The sequence below is a fragment of the uncultured Thiocystis sp. genome (genome assembly GCF_903866365.1).
Classification (GTDB): Bacteria; Pseudomonadota; Gammaproteobacteria; order Chromatiales; family Chromatiaceae; genus Chromatium.
Window position 1 is genome coordinate 1 of sequence record NZ_CAIPNF010000162.1, and the last position, 17,407, is coordinate 17,407.

The following is a 17,407-nucleotide window of genomic DNA, read 5'->3' on the forward strand; positions in this document are numbered from 1 at the left end:
GGAGCCAACATCGTGGATCGCTTCGGCGAGACAGAACGGACACTGGGGCAGCGCCAAACCGCTGCGATTGAGGGCGGCAGCACAACTTAAATTCGGGGAAAAACTGTCCTGGACAGGGGGTCCACTTTAGTTCGAACGACCACTTCGATGCCGATAGGTTGCCGTTTTTGGAAGAAGAGACCACCGCAATTTCAAACTGAGAACTTCTGCCCAGAAGACGTTCGAGTGGATAGATATACTGGAACCGCATCGCCAGTGCGCGCGCGCATGGCGCCGGGATGCCTTAGGAACGGTTCACTAACAAGTTACACATCATCCTGAGCGCAACCGCCTGTTCAAGGGGCTTGTGATTGACTTGACGTATAACTTATTTCTCACTCGTTACTTAAAGGTCGACAAACGAATTTGACCTTCAACGGGATAATCATTTTTTCTCATCACTTGATCGAGGTTAAAACGTCATGGCTACACATAAATTCAGTACGATTATCAACCTATCATCGTTCGATTTTGATCCAGCGGCCGATCTCCTTTCATTTGATATTGCGACAATCACTGCCAGTTCCGGTTCGATTACTCAAGCAGGAGCCGATCTACTCTTTGTTTATGCAGGGAAGACCTTTACGCTTCTCAATGTTCGCTTGGAACAACTGGTTTCGACAACCAACGTGCTGTTTGCGGGTGGCAGCCAATTGATAGTTGGCGACAATACGGTGAATATCGTCGCTGACGATAGCGCCAATACCTTAACGGGTGGAGATCAGTCTGATTTGCTCTATGGGATGGGAGGAAACGATATTCTCGATGGCGGCGCTGGCGCCGATGTCATGATTGGCGGTGCTGGCGCCGATCTCTACACGGTCGATGATGCGGGCGATAAAGTTAACGAAAACACGACTTCCACAGCACCGACCGAACTGGATACGGTCAATGCATCGATCAGCTATACGCTCACGACCAATGTCGAAAATCTGATTCTCACCGGTACCGCGAACATCAGCGGGACAGGAAACGCCTCTAGTAATGTGCTCACTGGCAACGCCGGCAACAATAATTTGAGCGGCCTTGCTGGTAACGATACGCTCAACGGCGGTGCCGGAGCTGACCTGCTGGATGGCGGCGCAGGCAATGATTCGATGAATGGCGGCAATGGCAATGACATTTATATTGTCGATTCAACTTTCGACCTCGTCAACGAGACGAACGGGACTGCGCCAGGTGGCATCGACACCGTGCGCTCTATCTTATTAAACTATACGCTGACTGACTACGTTGATCATCTGGAATTGCAGGGTAACTCCAACATCAATGGCACCGGTAACGATCTTAACAATCAACTGACTGGTAATAGCGGCAACAATATCCTGAACGGACTCGCAGGCGCCGATACCATGGCGGGCAACGATGGTGACGATACCTACTATGTTGACAATATCGATGATGTTGTCAGCGAGACCAGTGCTACGGGCGGCACCGACTTGGTCAAATCCAGTCTCAGTTATACCCTGATCGCAAATTTCGAAAATCTGCAATTGATGGAATCCGGGCACATCACTGGGACCGGGAATGCCTCTAATAACATTATTTATGCCAATACTGGAAACAACATCATCGATGGCGGTGGCGGTGTCGATACGCTGTCCTATCAGTTACTGACCGATTCGATTGCGGCTTATGCCGCTGTGACGGTTTCGCTCGCGAGCACAAGCCCTCAAAACACCCGCGGTTCCGGGACGGACACCATCACCAACATCGAAAACCTGACCGGCAGCCAATACAACGACAGGCTGACGGGCAACGCCAATGACAATGTCCTGGATGGATCGCTGGGGGCCGATGCGCTGATCGGTGGAGACGGCAACGACACCTATTATGTCGATGGCGCCGATCTCGTGATCGAAACCAGCAACTCGGGGAGCAACGATGACGTCAAGTCCAGCGTCAACTTTGTGTTACCCGCCTTTGTGGAAAATCTGGAACTGATCGGTACCGGAGCGATTCATGGAACGGGTAATAATCTGGACAATACGATTTTTGGCAATACTGGGGCCAACCTTTTAGATGGCATGGAGGGCACCGACACACTTGAAGGTCGCGCAGGGAACGACACCTATCTTGTCGACAGTTTCGATACAGTGATCGAAGAAAACGGTGGCGGTACGGATCTGGTACAGGCCGACATCAGTTATGTACTTCCAGACTATGTCGAAAATCTCCAGTTGCTGGGCTCGTTTAATCTGAGTGGCACCGGCAATGCGCTTGCGAATATCATCTATGCCAACAGCGGCAACAATGAGTTGGATGGCGTCGTTAGCACCCCACCAAGTACAGCACAAGACACGGTGTCGTACCAGTTTGGGGCGACCAGCGATGTCAACGTCAATCTGATGCTGACCACGGCCCAAGGCACGGGAGGGTCCGGAACCGATACCCTGAAGAATTTCGCCAACCTCACCGGCAGCCTTTACAACGATGTTCTGCAGGGTACGACCGGCGACAATGTCATCAACGGTCTGGCTGGAACCGATACACTGTCCTATGAGGGCAGCGCGACGGCGGGGGTGACTGTCAACCTCAACCTAGCGACTGCTCAGGTGACCGGCGGTTCCGGTAAAGACACGCTATTCAGCATCGAAAACCTCAAGGGCAGTACTTTCAACGATACCTTTATCGCCAGCGTGGGCAATAATCGTCTCGATGGTTTTAGTGGCAGCGATACGGTTTCCTATGTCTCCAGCGGCACTTCTGTCATCGTCAATCTAGGGCTCACTGCCGCGCAGAATACCGGCGGCTCGGGCAAGGATACGCTGATCGGTATCGAAAACCTGACCGGCAGCACGTCGAACGATACCCTGACCGGCAATATATACGCCAACATCCTGGATGGATGGACTGGCGCGGATACGCTGACGGGTGGGAATGGCAACGATATCTATGTCGTCGACAATGCAGGCGATATTGTGAAAGAGACCAATACGTCGCTGTCTCAGATCGATACCGTTCGAGCGAGCATTAGCTTCATCCTGGGCAGCAATTTTGAAAACCTGGAGTTGACGGGCACGGCGGCGATCAATGGCACGGGTAATGCCTTGGCCAATCGACTGACCGGCAATGCAGGCGTCAACACCCTGACGGGCGGGGATGGCAATGACATCTATGTCGTCGACAATGCAGGCGATACTGTGGTCGAAATTAATCCCTCTACCACTCAGATTGACCTCGTTCAAGCGAGCATTAGCTTCATCCTGGGCAGCAATCTTGAAAACCTGGAGTTGACGGGCACGGCGGCGATCAATGGCACAGGTAACGCTCTAGCTAACCAGCTCACCGGCAACGCGGGTAGCAACATTCTGACAGGAGGTGCCGGCAACGACCGGCTCACCAGCAACGGCGGCAACGACACTTTCGACTTCAACGCGCTGAGTGAGATGGGGACGACCAGCTCCACCTGGGACATTATCGCCGACTTCACCCGTGGCCAAGACAAGATCGATCTCTCGACATTGGATGCCGACACGTCGACAGCGATTAACGACGCGTTCACCGGCTTCATTATCAGCACAGCCAATTTCACGGCCGCTGGTCAGCTGAAGTTATCGGGAGGCGTCCTTTACGGCAACGTAGATAGCGATGCTGATGCTGAGTTCGCGATTGCACTCACCGGTATCACAACTTTGAGCCTAACTGACATCGTTGTTTGATTAGGCGTGGATCATCGTCCCGGCCAAAACCCCATGATCCAGTAGGTCTTCGATCTGGCTGAAGGTTGGCAAACGCTCCGCCATGTCCTCTACCCTTGGTGCTGCGAAACAACCGAGGGGTGAAGCGATGAACGAAGCGTCTGCCAAGTCTGACTCTAACCAAGTCGTTGGCGCGGTACCAGCGGCTGGGGTACGTGCGCGGACGCGGCGCACGCGCCTGGAGCAAGCCGAACCGAGGAGCCTGGCGGCGGCGGGGTGGGACGCTGGGCATTCGCAGCGGCAGATGGCGGCCCAGGTGGGGGTGGCGCGCAGCACCACCTTGCAGGATGGCGGCGCGTGCGCGGCGCTGGACGCGGAAGTCCCGGCGGCCTTGTGGGCCTTTACCCTGACCCCGGAGGGTGGTTGCCGCGGCAGGTGTTGGCGGCCCTATTCGTGATCACGCGGTTGGCCGGCGCCAGGGGGCGCGTGGTTTGCCAATAGATCGCCGAGGCGGCGGACTTGCCGCGTCGCGCCCGTGAGCGCCTTGAGAAGGCCCAGCGCGTCACAACCGCGTTGCTGGCGACGATCACCTTTTTCTTCGCCACGTTGCCAGCAATTCCCGCTGAAAAATAACCCTGCCGGGTCGCCGCGTGAGATTGCTCCCCCGCGGCTCCCGCAGATCCGGACGCGCCCAATTCGGGCATCCGGCTCCTCGATCTAACACTCACTACGTGACGTATATGCTCTGCACGACTCGCGCAGGCGGGAGTGGGTAGCGATCGGCAAGACGGGCAAAGGCCGCCCCATTCAGGCGTGTCGCCCGAGAGCGACGGTTGAGCCACTTACGCCAGAGAGACGCCGCACCTCATGCCGGAATCGGGCCAGCGCTCGCGCGTTGCCTGTGATTCCGTAGTACGCACGGACGATGGGCGGCTCGGTTCGCACCCTCGCAACGCCCGTCCTGCCGAACTGGCCCGATGCGCTATGCCGCCTTGGCCAGATCGATGATGCGTGAGGCGGTCTCTTCGGCCGTGTGAACGGGCGTCAGGGCGATGCCGCTCTCGGCCTCTTGAGCGTGCAGCGCGCCGATACGGTCGTAGATCCGCTCCCGCGCCGCTCACAACCTCAACTCCGCATAAAAGCCGAGCCGAAGGGGTTGTAGAACCTCCCGGCCGATTTTACAGGCTGACATGGCAACGATGCGAGAACTGACCCTGCAGGCCCAACGCCTTGCGTCTGGTATCGATATAGCCTTCGCACCTGATATCCTGGCATACCCTGTCGTAGGAGCGGGTTTGAAACCCGCTCCTACGTCCGGTGATCACATGCGACGGCTGTACCGAATCCAGAAACGACAGGATGCCGGACGGAGCCGCCATTGGACGACGGTCGAGGAAGGCGCGGCCGAGCGCCCCTTTCTGCTCGACGATGGGACGGGCCAATGTCTGGTCGAACCGGCGGGCGCCCAACTCAAACTCCATCGCCGCGTCCGTTGGGAAGGCCCCCACAGGGATCCGCGCCAACGTCAGACCAGGTTTACCTGGCTGGGGACGGGCGGGCTTTACCGCTTCACCGAGGAACGCATCCATGAGGGTGATCCCGTCTATCTTCTGGGCCGCTTCGACCGCAACGGCGATGGGCAAATCAGCCTGGAGGCATGGGAACGAGTCCGCCAGGAGGCCGCGCGAATCTCCGCCGATATGGAGGACCGACTCCAGCGGAAATCGATCCTGTCGCGCGTCGCGGAGACTGGCGACCCTGGATCGCCCTTCCTGATTTCAACCTATCCCGTGGAAGATCTCGTTTCCGGTCTGCGCTGGCGGGCCCTGGGTCTGACCGCCGGTTTCGTCGGCGCCGCGACCTTGCTCGGCCTGAGTTTGCTCGGGCGGTTTGGCGGGGACTGAGCAGAGGTTCTTTCCGTCACACTGCCCCGCGGCGTGACGCATCGGGCGGCATGTCGCGCGCTCAGGCTCCCGCATCCAACGCCACAGACAAGGTCCGCGCCGCTGCTATCTTCGACCCCTCAACCCCTTCCTTGGGCGCCTTGTCCTCGGAGACGATGGCGCGGCGGATTCCGTGCTTGACTTTCAATCCCGTCAAGCTTGAAAAATCCGGTGAATTCTGTCTCTTTGAAGCGTTGATTTTGGTAGACACTTTTCCGAAAACCGCCTTATAAGGATGAAATCCAATCACACGCCCCCAGAATACTTGATTCTTGAAAAGGCTCTCCCGCGCGACGCCGAAAGGCTCGGGACGAACAGAGCACCGGCAGCGTCTTTCCCGGACATCGCCTGAGAACCCAGGCCGCCAACGACGGGGTTGGCGGCAACCGAATGCTTGGCGGAGAGAACGCCGGTTCACAACCCATGTATCAACGACTGACGCTTGCAAATCCCCTGCGAATCGGCAGCCGGTTCGCGCTCTTCGCCGGTCTCTGGATGGTGCTGGTCGGATGGGATCCGGCCTCCTGGATCATCGGGTTGCCGGCGGCAATCCTCGCGACCTGGGCCTCGCTCCGGTTGTCGAAGCTGTCGCTGCGAACGCTCGATTTTCGCCAGTTTCTGCGGTTCGTCCCCTTTTTCGTGGTGGGATCGTTGCGTGGCGGGGCCGATGTCGCGGGCCGCGTGCTCCGGCCGCGCATGCGCATCGATCCTGGGGTTCAACACTACCGGACCGGGCTGGCAAGCTCGGCGTCGCGGGTGCTTTTTCTGAATGGCATCAGTCTTCTGCCGGGTACGCTGAGCGCGGATCTGCATCAAGGTCTGATCAGTGTCCATGCTCTCGATGCGTCGCAGGATCTGGCGCCTGAACTGGCCGCGCTGGAACGACGGGTCGCGGCGCTGTTTGGCGAGACATTGCCGGGGGGTGCCGATGACTGAGGTCTTCATGGCCGCGGCCCTGGTCTTGCTGCTCGCGATGGCGGCCGGTCTGGTACGCGTCATTGTCGGACCCTCCGCCGCCGATCGCATGATGGGTGCGCAACTGCTCGGGACCATGGGGATCGGCGTGCTGCTGCTGCTGGCATTCGCCTTTGAACGCGATGCGTTGGCGGATGTCGCCTTGATCTTCGGACTGCTGGCATCGGTTGCCGCGGTGGCCTTTACCCGCAGGCGGATCGGACAGGACCAGGACTGAACCCGATCCCCATCGAACAGGATATCCCGCTATGGACCCCTTGCACATGCCCAGTCCACTCCAATGGATGTCAGTCTCGCTGATCCTGCTCGGTGTCTTTTTCTTTATTGCCGGCACCATCGGTCTGCTGCGGCTCCCGGATCTCTTCAGTCGACTCCACGCCCTGACCAAGGCGGACAATCTCGGGCTTGGCCTGGTCATCCTGGGTCTGCTGCCCTGGGTGCCGGATGTCTTCTATGCGCTGAAACTGCTGCTGATCTGGCTGCTCGTGCTCATGGCGGGCGCGACCGGCGCCCATCTGATCGCCAAGCGCGCGCTGCGCGGCGATGGCGAGGATCTCCATTCGTCATGACGCTGCTTCTTTTTCTGTTCGACCTGGTGCTCTTGAGCACCCTGCTGGTGCTGGCCATCGCCGCGCTCACCAGCCCGGAGCCGCGCCGGGCCGTGATGTTCTTCATCGCCTTCGGACTCTGGCTCGCGCTGGTCTGGGCGCGCCTTGGGGCGCCCGATGTGGCCTTGGCCGAGGCGGCGATCGGCGCCGGACTCGGCGGTGCGCTGATGCTGGCGGCGGCCCGGCGGGCCGCGCGCCGGCAGCGAGAGGGCAAAGCGGATCAGGATGATGATCAAAAAAGCAGTTGAACCGCAAAGAACACGAAGAACGCAAAGGACTTCAATGTCTTGCAAGATGACGACCTTCACCCCTCGGATGAATAGGATGCATATTTCAAACCCTTGTTTTTCTTTGTGTCCTTTGCGCCTTTGCGGTTCAAACTGACGATATTGAGGATGAAGCGACATGAACCGCCCCGCGAAGCTGATGATCGGACTCCTGCTGTGTCTGTTCGCCCTGGTGCTCTTGTGGGTGTTTCACGTCGCCCTGACGCAGCCGCCGGGCGCCCGGCTGGCGGATCTCGCCCTGGCCTCGCTGCCGCTCAGTGGGGTCACGAATCCGGTGACCGCGGTACTCGTGAACTACCGCGCCTACGACACCCTGCTGGAACTGGCGGTGCTGCTTGCGGCCCTGCTGGGCATCTGGTCGCTGGGCGCGGCGACGCCCGGCTTCCAGCCGGCCGGGTCGGCATTGGCCGCGATGGTGAGCTGGGTCGTCCCCCTGCTGATCCTGACCGGCGGTTATCTGCTCTGGGTCGGCGGCTATGCCCCCGGCGGCGCCTTCCAGGCGGGCGCGCTGCTGGGCGCCGCGGGCGTACTTCTGCGCCTTGCCGGTGACGAACGTGCCGGCCTGCCATCGGAACGCGCGCAGCGTCGGCTCGCCGTGGCGGGCATTGCCGTGTTCGCCTTGGTTGGGCTAGGGACCATGGTCGCCGGGACGGGCTTTCTGACCTATCCGCAACGGTGGTCGAAATGGCTCATCCTGCTCGCCGAGACCGCCGCGACGGTCTCGATCGGCGTGATCCTGGCTGCGGCCTATGCCGGCGGAAAACCAAGGTCGCGCGCGTCGGATGGAGCGACGCCATGACCGCGCATCTGCTCTACGGCGGCGCCGGCATCCTGCTCTTTGTCCTGGGGGTCTGGTCTTTTCTCGTGCATGAGGCACTGCTGCGCAAGGTCATCGCGCTGAATGTCATGGGCAGCGGCGTCTTTCATCTGCTGATCGCCATCGCCGAACGCGGCAGCCTGCCGCCCGATCCGGTGCCGCATGCCCTGGTCCTGACCGGCATCGTGGTGGCCGTCAGCGCGACCGCGCTGGCGCTGGCGATGGGGCGCCGTCTGGAAGACGAAGACGATGCTCGATAGTCTCGCGCTCGCGGTCACGGTTCCCCTGCTGGCCGCCCTGCTGGTGACGGCCCTGCCGGGTCGCGTCCAGACGCTCGGAGTCATCGGGGCCATCGCGACCGCGCTCGTGTCGCTGCGGGTCACGGTGCAGGTCTGGCAGCACGGCAGTCTGCGCTCCGATCCGGGCGGATGGGGCGCGCCGCTGGGTTTGGCATTGCAGGCCGACGGACTCTCGGCGGCGCTGCTGGCGATGGCGGCCCTGGTGGCGCTGGCGATCAGCGTCTACGCCACCGGCTACTTTCGCGAGGGCGAGCGGCGCCTGCATTTCTGGCCCTTGTGGTTCCTGCTATGGTCGGCCCTGAACGCACTGCTGCTGGCCGCGGATCTCTTCAACCTCTATGTCACGCTGGAATTATTGGGACTGACGGCCGTCGCGCTCGGCGCGCTGACCGGTCAGCGTGAAGCGGTAGCCGCCAATCTGCGCTATCTGCTGGTGGGTCTGCTCGGCTCCATGACCTATCTGCTCGGCGTGGTCCTGCTCTATGCCGCCTATGGCACGCTTGACATCGGGTTGACCGGCGCGGCCATCCGGCCCGGCCCCGTCGCGAGCGCCGCGCTGGTGCTGATGACTGGCGGACTGGCATTGAAGGCGGCGATCTTCCCGCTGCATTTCTGGTTGCCGCCCGCCCATGCCAACGCGCCGGCGCCGGTCAGCGCGGTGCTGTCGGCCCTGGTGGTGAAGGCGGCCTTCTATCTCATCCTGAGACTCTGGCTGGATGTCTTCGGCGCGATCGTGACGCCGGCCGCGGCCGGACTGCTCGGGCTGCTCGGTGCCGCGGCGGTGATCTGGGGTTCCTGGCGTGCCTTGCGCGCCGAACGACTCAAGCTGCTCGCCGCCTATTCGACCCTGGCCCAGATCGGCTATCTCTGTCTCTTCTTTCCCCTGTTGCAAGCAACGCCCGAGGGTCCGGCGCGCGATGATCTGCTCGCGGCCCTGGTGTTGATGGCGATCAGTCATGGCTTTGCCAAGGCGGGTCTGTTCCTCGCCGCCGGGCTGGTGCAGCACAGCGCGGGACATGACCGGATCGACGAACTTGGCGGCACCGCGCAGCATCTGCCCGCGACCACCTTCACCATCGCGCTGGCCGGGACCACCCTGATCGGCTTGCCGCCGAGCGGCAGCTTCATCGGCAAATGGATTCTGATGACCGGCGCCATCGCGACCGGGCAATGGTGGTGGATCCTGGTGATCCTGATCGGCACCCTGCTGGCGGCGGCCTACGTGTTCCGGGTGCTCAGCCGCGCCTTTAATGAGGCGCCGACACCGCGCCGCTTCGTCACCCAGGCGAGCACGGAAGTGCCGGCCCTGCTGCTGGCGCTGACGTCCGCCGTCGTGCTCGGTCTGGGCGCGCAACTGCTCTGGCGACTCATGGGTTTCGGAGTGGTCGCATGAACTTCGACACGCTGCTGCCGGTCGGTATCGTCCTCACGTCACTCCTGGCGGGCGGCTTCATCTTTCTGGTGAAGGAAGAAAGTCATGTGCTGCGCGGCGTGCTCAACCTGAGCGGGGCCATCGTCAAGCTGCTGCTGGTCGGGGTCATGATCTGGGGCGTCTATCATGGCCATGTCTACGAGGCCCGGTGGACATTAGCCCCTGGGCTCGAACTGGTGCTGCAGGCCGATGCGCTCTCGGTGCTCTTCGTGACCCTGTCGAGCGTGCTCTGGCTGGTCACGACCATTTACGCCATCGGGTATCTGGAGGACTCGCCCAACCGCAGCCGTTTCTTCGGTTTTTTCAGTCTCTGCGTCTCGGCGACGGTGGGGATCGCCCTGGCCGGGAATCTGCTGAGCTTCGTCATCTTCTATGAATTGCTGACGCTGGCGACCTATCCGCTGGTGGCCCATCGCGGCACCGCGGAGGCCACGCGCGGGGCCAAGATCTATCTGGCCTATACCATGGGCGGCGGGGTGCTGCTGCTGATCGGCGCCATCTGGCTGCACGTGCTGACGGGGCCGGTGGATTTCGTCCAGGGGGGCGTGCTGTCCGGATCGGCGCCCGCGCTCGAAGGTCAGTTGATCGCCATCTTCGTCCTGCTGCTCGCCGGTCTTGGGGTCAAGTCGGCGCTCATTCCCCTGCATGGCTGGCTGCCGCAATCCATGGTGGCCCCGGCGCCGGTGAGCGCCCTGCTGCACGCCGTGGCCGTGGTCAAGGCGGGGGCGTTCGGCATCCTGCGGGTGGTCTACGATGTCTACGGCGTCGCCTATGCGAGTTCGCTCGGGCTCTTGACCCTGCTCGGCATCCTCGCCTCGACGACCATCCTTTACGGGTCGATCAAGGCGCTCTCGCAGGACGGGCTCAAGAAGCGGCTGGCCTACTCGACCGTGAGTCAGGTGTCCTATATCGCGCTCGGCGCCTCGATTCTCGGCCCCATTGCCACGGTCGGCGGCATGGTGCATCTGGTGCATCAGGGGATCATGAAGATCACGCTCTTCTTCTGCGCCGGCAACTATGCCGAGACGCTTGGGATTCATCATGTCAGCCAGATGGACGGCGTCGGACGGCGCATGCCCTGGACGACCCTGGCCTTCAGCGTGGGCGCGCTGGGGATGATCGGCATCCCGCCGATCGCCGGTTTCGTGACCAAATGGTATCTGGGCCTGGGCGCGGTCGAGGCCAACGCGCACTGGGTGCTGCTGATCCTGGCGGCGAGCAGTCTGCTCAATGCCGGCTATTTCCTGCCGATCCTCTATCGCGCCTGGTTCCGGCCGCCCCCGGAGGTCTGGCCCGCCGAGCATCTTCACGCCGGCCGCTTCGAGACCCAGGGCACGCTCCTCTGGCCGCCCGTGATCACCGCAGCCCTTTGCCTGATCGCGGGACTCTTTGCCGCGGCGCCCTTCAGCCCGCTCGAATGGGCTCAATTGATCGCGCGCCGGGAGCATGGTCTGTGAGCCCCTGGCTGCTGCTTCTGGTCTGGGTGTGGCCGCTGGCGCTGGCGGCGCTGGTGGGCGCGCGGACGCTGTCAGGGATCTCGCAGCGACCCTTGGCCGCGATCGCCGCGCCGCTCTGGTGGCTACCCGCCATCGGCGCACTGCCGGGACTGGCCGCCGGGCTGCTGGTCCCGCTGGACAGCCGACTGGAACTGCCCTGGCTGTTTCTCGGCACCACCCTGGGGCTCGATGCCACCGGCCGCGTCTATCTGCTCTTCACCGCCATCCTCTGGCTGGCGGCGGGCGTCTATGCCGCCTTCAGCCTGCGCGGGCAGGCGCACGGCGGGCGGTTCGGCACCTTTTTCCTGCTGGCGATGGCCGGCAATCTCTGGCTCATCGTGGGCCAGGATCTGCTGAGTTTCTATGCCGGCTTTGCCATGATGGGACTCGCGTCCTATGGTCTGGTCATCCACAACGGCGATCCGGGCGCCTTGCGCGCTGGCAAGGTCTATCTGGTCATGGCCCTGTTCGGCGAGGTGACCCTCTTTGCCGCGCTGGTCATGATCGCGAGTCACGCGGGCACCCTCGTGCCGACCGCCGCGCAACTGGTCGGCCTCGATGGCCTGGCGATCGGGCTCCTGCTGGTCGGACTGGGCGTCAAGGCAGGCATGGTCCCGCTGCATCTTTGGCTGCCGCTCGCGCACCCGGCCGCGCCGATTCCCGCGAGCGCCGTGCTCAGCGGCACCATGATCAAGGTCGCCATCCTGGGCTGGCTGCGCTTCCTGCCGGTCGGCGCGGTGGCGCTCGCCGACTGGGGCGCCGGACTGAGCGCGACCGGTCTGCTGACCCTGTTCTTCGCCCTGCCGATCGGCATGACGCAGTCGGATCCGAAGGTCATCCTGGCCTATTCGAGTATCAGTAAGATGGGTCTGCTGATGCTGCTGCTGGGCTTGATCCTGAGCGACCCGGCATTGGCCCCGGTTGGCATTGCCGCCATCACCCTGTACGCGGCGCATCATGCGCTGGTCAAGGGCGGTCTCTTTCTCGGCGTGGGTTTGCGTAAGCATGCCGCGATCGCGCAACCGCTGGTGCTTGGCGGACTGGTCATCCTGGCGCTGGCGCTCGCCGGCGCGCCACTGACCAGCGGCGCGGTCACCAAATATGGCATCAAGCCCCTGCTCGATGCCGCCCACTGGACCTGGCTGGCGGCGGCGGTCGCCCTGTCCGCGGTCGCGACCACCCTGTTGATGGCGCGCTTCCTCTGGGTCAGTGTCCGCACCGCACCGCATCCGCAGCCGGGCTATGCCTGGCCCAGCGCCGCCTGGGCGGTGCTGATCACGCTGGTTCTGCTCTTTCCCTTCCTGCTGGGCAACCCGGCGGCCTGGCTCACCAATGCGGCAACCCTGGGGGCCGGGATCGGCATCGCCGTCATCATCGGCGAACTGGCGGTGCGCTATCCGAACTGGTTCAAGCGGCTGATCGGTCCGATTCCACCCGGCGATCTCCTGGTGCTGGCCGCGCCGCTTCTGCGTGTCCTGGTGTGGCTCGGGCGGACCCTCTGGCGTCCCTGGCGCTGGCTCTATGACAGGGTCGAACGCGGCGCGACACAAGCCTACCGTCTGATTTTCGACCAGCCGGTGGGCGACGCCGAGCAGCGTCTGCGCGAGTGGCCGGTGGCCGGCGCGCTCTGGCTGGGGCTGACGGCGATGCTCTTTCTGTTCGTGATCACGGGGACGCCCGGTCCATCGGGATCCCTAAGCCCACCGAGTCTGGCGGCGGAAACGGCCGCTCAAACCGAGTCCGCGGCGCCAGGCGACCCGCTTGCCATACAGGATAAGCCGAGCGCCGACAGTGCGGCGCAACCGGACGCGGCGGGTGACGGCCGCGAATCCCTCGACAGGCCCGATGCGGCCGTGACCGAGTCCGATCCAACGCGCTCCGGCGACCTGCCGCTCGCGGCACGCGACGCGGATGCCGGCGAACCGGACAGCGTCGCCGCCCCGGCCCCGCTCTGCGATCCGGCGGTTCCCTTCGTCTTTGCCAGTCACACCAACCCCGCCGATGCCATCGCCCTGGATCGCTGCATCAAAGACACCGGGACCGGAGCACTGCGTCTGCTGGAGTCGCCGCCGCTCACCAATCGGCTGGTCCGACTGGTGCAGCGGAATCTCAAAGGGCTAGGCTTCGACCCAGGCCCCATCGATGGCATGATCGGCCCCAACACCCGCCGCGCCATTCGCGCCTTCCAGCAAACGGAAGGCATGCGACCGACCGGAGGCATCAGCTTCGAACTGCTCGAACGCCTTAAACCGCGTCCAGACTGATCCGCGCATCGTTGTAGGGGCGAATACATTCGCCCCTTGGCGTTGCGCGCCGGAGATATTTGTTGAGCTTGTCGTCGAAGGTGAAAACCGATTCGCTTTCCACAAGGTGATAGGCCAAAAGCAAGGCATCCACGAAATCAAGTCCGCTTTCGCTGTAGCATTCCAGCCCTTTCAAGAACACCGCCGGGGTAGTCCTGCAATTTGTAGTGAAGCGTGGTCGTCCAGCAGATAACGCAGTACCACATTGGCATCAACGAGGCTCATGTTTTTCGCTCGCTGCCTCTTGCCAGGCGTCTTGCTCTTGGGCCATCAGGTCAGGCTTGGCATAGTGCTTCAGGCAACCACGCAAGCTTCTTTGGGTCGCGACCTGTTGCGAGCCTTCTTGCGACGCGCCCAGCACGATGATTTCCACCGCTTGGCCCCAGAACTGCTCGGGCAACCGGAGATGGACCTCGCCATTCTCCACGGTTTGAATAGTGCGCATGGCTTCCATCGCTTACACCTCTCATTGCCCTTAATTCAGTATCAATCATCAAACGCTTGCCATAGGCGGCGCGGACCTGCCCGCCCTGCTCGTACTCGACGAGATGCTGCCGATCCGCCAATAGGTTTGCACCTGAATGGTATCGACACGGCGTCATTGATCATGCTCGGCGATACAGAGAGTTGGCTTGACGGACGTCAGTCCTTGGCTAGACACCTGTAGAGTATCCCAAATTCACGATGGTCTCATGCACGGATACGCGCCTTGGCGCGGTCGCTGCTGAAGTGGTCTGGCCACATGACGCCTGCTGTTACCCGATGCGGAAAGCGGTTTAAATAACGGACCCGCCGCCGTTGTCGCGCCGACGCGACAGCCGGCTATAGGTCTTGTCCAACTGCTTACGTAACTGGGGGGTTTCTTCGTCGAGAAAGGTCAGAAAGGCGTTGGCGACGACCGAGAGTTCCTTGCCCTTGGCATAGGCGACAGACCATTGGCGCTCCAGCGGAAACCCCTGGACATCGAGGATCGTCAACTGCGAGTGCGCGGTTTCCTGGATCAGGGTGTGGAGCGAGAGAATGGAGATTCCGAGCTGGCCATAGATCGCATGCTTGATGGCCTCGTTGCTGCCGAGTTCCATGCGCACCCGCGGTCTGAGTCCGGCCTCATTGAAGGTCTTGAGGACATAGTCGCGGATGCCCGAGCCCGGCTCGCGCATGATGAAATATTCCTCCGCCAGGCGTTCCAGGGGGATCTGTCGTTCCCGCGCGAGCGGATGGTCGCGATTGGCGATGACATAGAGCGGATTCGGTGCGAATGGTCTGGTGACCAGGTCGATGTCGCGATCCGGGTTCTGGCCCAGAATATAGAGATCGTCCTTGTTGCCGATCAGCCGCTCGATGACACTGTCCCGATTGGTAACCTTGAGCGAGACATCGACGCCGGCGTAACGCTGGCAGAAGCGTCCGAGCACCTCTGGGGCGAAATACTTGGCGGTGGTGATGACGCACAACCGCAGATAGCCCTGTTTCAGACCCTTGATGTCCGCGACCTTCATCTCGAAGCGGTCGAGAACGCCAAAGACCTCCTTGACCGCGGTTTCCAGTTCCCGGCCAGTATCCGTGAGATGCACCTGGCGGCCAATCTGCTCGAACAGGGGCAGGCCGATGACATCCGTCAGCCGTTTGATCTGGGTCGACACCGTGGGCTGCGTCAGATACAGCTCGTCAGCCGCTTTCGTGAAGCTTTTGAGGCGTGCGATGGCCCCGAAGACCTGGAGCTGACGAAGGCTGACATGACGGGTAAGATTCATCATGGGGTCAAACATCGTTGGCTCACTGAGATCGCGATCATAGCAAACCTCAGTCCGGCCAGACCCGCTGCCCGGACTGATAACCCTGATCATAGGGCACGAACGCTGCCGGTTTGGGCATCGGTCGACGCTTGGGTGGGCGTTTCGGACTGCTCTGAGTGAGTGCCGGCCGGGTCTCCGCCGTCGCGGGCGGCGGCGCGACGGACTCGGCAGGCGCTGTCGGCTGCTCGGTTTCGGTCTTCATTAGGGCTGGCCTGGTGTTGGGCGCGCGCTCATCAGTTCTTCGATCCGATCGGCGAGCGCAAGGCGTTCTGGATCGATGTCGGCGGCATCCTGTTCGGCATGGATGGTGATGTTCGCATAGGTCCGCCCGAAGCTGATGTCGGGGTAATAGCCTCCCGGCTCGCAGATCACGGCCACCGCGTCTAAAAAATCCCGCGTCTGTTCGTATTCGTCGAACGCCAGTCGGCGTTCGAGACGTGGCGGGCGCTCGCGTCGTTTCCAGCCTTGCTGAGTGGCAGTCATCCGTTTATCGCTCCGGTGCGCAGTTGTTCGATCCAGGCTTCGAGTTCGCGGACGTGCCCGAACTCCTCGTCATGCAGGGTGCCGAAGAGCGCCCGGTTGTCCATGTCATTGATCAGGGCGCAGTAGTCAGCGGCCTCGCGATAGAGCGTCACCGCGCGCCGTTCCAGTTCCAGATCGGCAGCGAGCAGATCGATGAGCGACGGGCCGGCCCTGACCGGCGTGATCTGCGACGCGTTCGGCATGGCGCCCAAGCGTAGCATCCGCGCCGTCAGGCGTTCCGCATGCTCCTGTTCCTCCAGCGCTTCCTTGCGAAAATGGTCGGCGACCTCCGCCAGTCCCCACAAATGGGCGAGCCCGGCGTGGGTGAGATACTGTTGAACGGCGCTGAACTCGTGGCTCAAGGCGCGGCCCAGATAGCCCAGCACTCTCGGGTTTGCCATCATGTTTCTTGACCCTTGGTTCCAGGCGCGGAGAGACCATGGCGGTCGCTGTGGCGACGCATCGTCTCAACCGCGCGAGCCTGCACCATCCGTCAGGACCGACCGTGTCCGCCGTCCGTGTCGCCGGGCTTTTCGGGCAGGACCGGCTCCACCTCGCGGTGCGGGCGGGCGATGATGTGGGCGGCAACCAGACCGTCGCCCACCCGTTCGCAGGCGTCGGCGCCGGCCCGCACCGCGGCGTTAACCGCGCCGGTCTCGCCGCGCACCAGCACCGTGACGTAGCCGCCGCCCACGAATTCACGTCCGATCAGCCGCACTTCGGCGGCCTTGGTCATGGCATCCGCTGCCTCGATGGCGGGCACCAGGCCGCGCGTCTCAATCATTCCTAATGCGATTCCGTAGCTGTCAGAGGCCATGGTGAAATACTCCGAGTGTCGATCTGAAAACAATGTCGATTGCGTTCTTTGCGGTTCAACTGCGCTGGTTAAGTCAACCGGCCTGCTTGTCGCCGAGGCCGCCGAGCGGCAGAATCGGCTCCACCTCGCGGTGCGGGCGGGCGATGATGTGGGCGGCGACCAAGCCGTCGCCCACTCGCTCGCAGGCATCGGCGCCGGCCCGTACCGCGGCGTTGACCGCGCCGGTCTCGCCGCGCACCAGCACCGTGACATAGCCGCCGCCCACGAACTCGCGTCCCACCAGACGCACTTCGGCGGCTTTGGTCATGGCGTCGGCCGCTTCGATGGCGGGCACCAGGCCGCGGGTCTCGATCATCCCCAGGGCAATTCCGTAATGTTCGTCGGCCATTTCATGTACTCCTCTGTTTCAAAAAAGCAGGTTGTGTTTAAAAA

The 17,407-nt window shown here is 62.2% G+C and carries 20 protein-coding genes; 12 read left to right on the forward strand and 8 right to left on the reverse strand.

Annotation, left to right across the window (positions count from 1 at the left end; translation table 11 throughout):
• Window positions 1-461: 461 nt before the first annotated feature.
• The 12 genes from QZY07_RS09165 (at window position 462) to QZY07_RS09220 (ending at window position 13,801) form a co-directional block, all read left to right on the forward strand.
• On the forward strand, window positions 462-3,701 hold the full coding sequence (locus QZY07_RS09165) for a calcium-binding protein (protein WP_295401773.1): 3,240 nt from the start codon (window positions 462-464) through the stop codon (window positions 3,699-3,701).
• Between the two features lie 127 nt (window positions 3,702-3,828).
• Window positions 3,829-4,137: a hypothetical protein gene (locus QZY07_RS09170; RefSeq protein WP_295401775.1), complete on the forward strand. Its 309-nt coding sequence runs from the start codon at window positions 3,829-3,831 to the stop codon at window positions 4,135-4,137.
• Window positions 4,138-5,005: 868 nt separating this feature from the next.
• Window positions 5,006-5,584 carry a GIDE domain-containing protein gene (locus QZY07_RS09175; protein WP_295401777.1) on the forward strand — a complete coding sequence of 193 codons (579 nt, stop codon included), beginning with the start codon at window positions 5,006-5,008 and terminating at the stop codon, window positions 5,582-5,584.
• Between the two features lie 462 nt (window positions 5,585-6,046).
• On the forward strand, window positions 6,047-6,559 hold the full coding sequence (locus tag QZY07_RS09180; protein WP_295401779.1) for a Na+/H+ antiporter subunit E: 513 nt from the start codon (window positions 6,047-6,049) through the stop codon (window positions 6,557-6,559).
• Window positions 6,560-6,566: 7 nt separating this feature from the next.
• On the forward strand, window positions 6,567-6,815 hold the full coding sequence (locus tag QZY07_RS09185; RefSeq protein ID WP_295401781.1) for a monovalent cation/H+ antiporter complex subunit F: 249 nt from the start codon (window positions 6,567-6,569) through the stop codon (window positions 6,813-6,815).
• Between the two features lie 46 nt (window positions 6,816-6,861).
• Complete coding sequence (mnhG, locus tag QZY07_RS09190) at window positions 6,862-7,167, forward strand: monovalent cation/H(+) antiporter subunit G (protein ID WP_295401783.1); 306 nt, start codon at window positions 6,862-6,864, stop codon at window positions 7,165-7,167.
• Window positions 7,164-7,454 (forward strand): DUF4040 domain-containing protein, encoded by a 291-nt coding sequence (locus QZY07_RS09195; RefSeq protein WP_295401785.1) that lies wholly within the window; start codon window positions 7,164-7,166, stop codon window positions 7,452-7,454. Before mnhG ends, QZY07_RS09195 begins: the two co-directional genes overlap by 4 nt.
• A 157-nt stretch (window positions 7,455-7,611) precedes the next feature.
• On the forward strand, window positions 7,612-8,292 hold the full coding sequence (locus QZY07_RS09200) for an MnhB domain-containing protein (protein WP_295401787.1): 681 nt from the start codon (window positions 7,612-7,614) through the stop codon (window positions 8,290-8,292).
• Window positions 8,289-8,570: an NADH-quinone oxidoreductase subunit K gene (locus QZY07_RS09205; RefSeq protein ID WP_201095951.1), complete on the forward strand. Its 282-nt coding sequence runs from the start codon at window positions 8,289-8,291 to the stop codon at window positions 8,568-8,570. Before QZY07_RS09200 ends, QZY07_RS09205 begins: the two co-directional genes overlap by 4 nt.
• A complete protein-coding gene (locus QZY07_RS09210) occupies window positions 8,560-10,002 on the forward strand; it encodes a proton-conducting transporter membrane subunit (RefSeq protein ID WP_295401789.1) in 1,443 nt (480 codons plus the stop codon). Before QZY07_RS09205 ends, QZY07_RS09210 begins: the two co-directional genes overlap by 11 nt.
• A complete protein-coding gene (locus QZY07_RS09215) occupies window positions 9,999-11,498 on the forward strand; it encodes a proton-conducting transporter membrane subunit (protein WP_295401791.1) in 1,500 nt (499 codons plus the stop codon). Before QZY07_RS09210 ends, QZY07_RS09215 begins: the two co-directional genes overlap by 4 nt.
• On the forward strand, window positions 11,495-13,801 hold the full coding sequence (locus QZY07_RS09220) for a proton-conducting transporter membrane subunit (RefSeq protein WP_295401793.1): 2,307 nt from the start codon (window positions 11,495-11,497) through the stop codon (window positions 13,799-13,801). The genes QZY07_RS09215 and QZY07_RS09220 overlap by 4 nt, the downstream gene beginning before the upstream one ends.
• Here the strand turns inward: QZY07_RS09220 and QZY07_RS09225 are convergent.
• The 8 genes from QZY07_RS09225 to QZY07_RS09260 all read right to left on the reverse strand — a co-directional run bounded on the left by QZY07_RS09225 (window position 13,782) and on the right by QZY07_RS09260 (window position 17,363).
• On the reverse strand, window positions 13,782-13,976 hold the full coding sequence (locus QZY07_RS09225; RefSeq protein WP_295401795.1) for a hypothetical protein: 195 nt from the start codon (window positions 13,974-13,976) through the stop codon (window positions 13,782-13,784). The genes QZY07_RS09220 and QZY07_RS09225 overlap by 20 nt on opposite strands.
• A gap of 75 nt (window positions 13,977-14,051) precedes the next feature.
• Window positions 14,052-14,294 (reverse strand): hypothetical protein, encoded by a 243-nt coding sequence (locus QZY07_RS09230; RefSeq protein WP_295401797.1) that lies wholly within the window; start codon window positions 14,292-14,294, stop codon window positions 14,052-14,054.
• 322 nt (window positions 14,295-14,616) lie between these two features.
• Window positions 14,617-15,597, reverse strand: coding sequence for a LysR family transcriptional regulator (locus QZY07_RS09235; protein ID WP_295401799.1), 981 nt, complete (start codon window positions 15,595-15,597; stop codon window positions 14,617-14,619).
• A 46-nt stretch (window positions 15,598-15,643) separates the two neighbouring features.
• Complete coding sequence (locus tag QZY07_RS09240; protein ID WP_295401801.1) at window positions 15,644-15,838, reverse strand: hypothetical protein; 195 nt, start codon at window positions 15,836-15,838, stop codon at window positions 15,644-15,646.
• Entirely contained in the window at window positions 15,838-16,119 is a 282-nt protein-coding gene (locus QZY07_RS09245; protein ID WP_295401803.1) for a 4a-hydroxytetrahydrobiopterin dehydratase, read from the reverse strand. The genes QZY07_RS09240 and QZY07_RS09245 overlap by 1 nt, the downstream gene beginning before the upstream one ends.
• Entirely contained in the window at window positions 16,116-16,559 is a 444-nt protein-coding gene (locus QZY07_RS09250; RefSeq protein ID WP_363183980.1) for a ferritin-like domain-containing protein, read from the reverse strand. The genes QZY07_RS09245 and QZY07_RS09250 overlap by 4 nt, the downstream gene beginning before the upstream one ends.
• A gap of 92 nt (window positions 16,560-16,651) precedes the next feature.
• Window positions 16,652-16,975 (reverse strand): BMC domain-containing protein, encoded by a 324-nt coding sequence (locus QZY07_RS09255; protein ID WP_201095961.1) that lies wholly within the window; start codon window positions 16,973-16,975, stop codon window positions 16,652-16,654.
• 73 nt (window positions 16,976-17,048) lie between these two features.
• Window positions 17,049-17,363 carry a BMC domain-containing protein gene (locus tag QZY07_RS09260; protein ID WP_201095962.1) on the reverse strand — a complete coding sequence of 105 codons (315 nt, stop codon included), beginning with the start codon at window positions 17,361-17,363 and terminating at the stop codon, window positions 17,049-17,051.
• Window positions 17,364-17,407 lie beyond the last annotated feature (44 nt).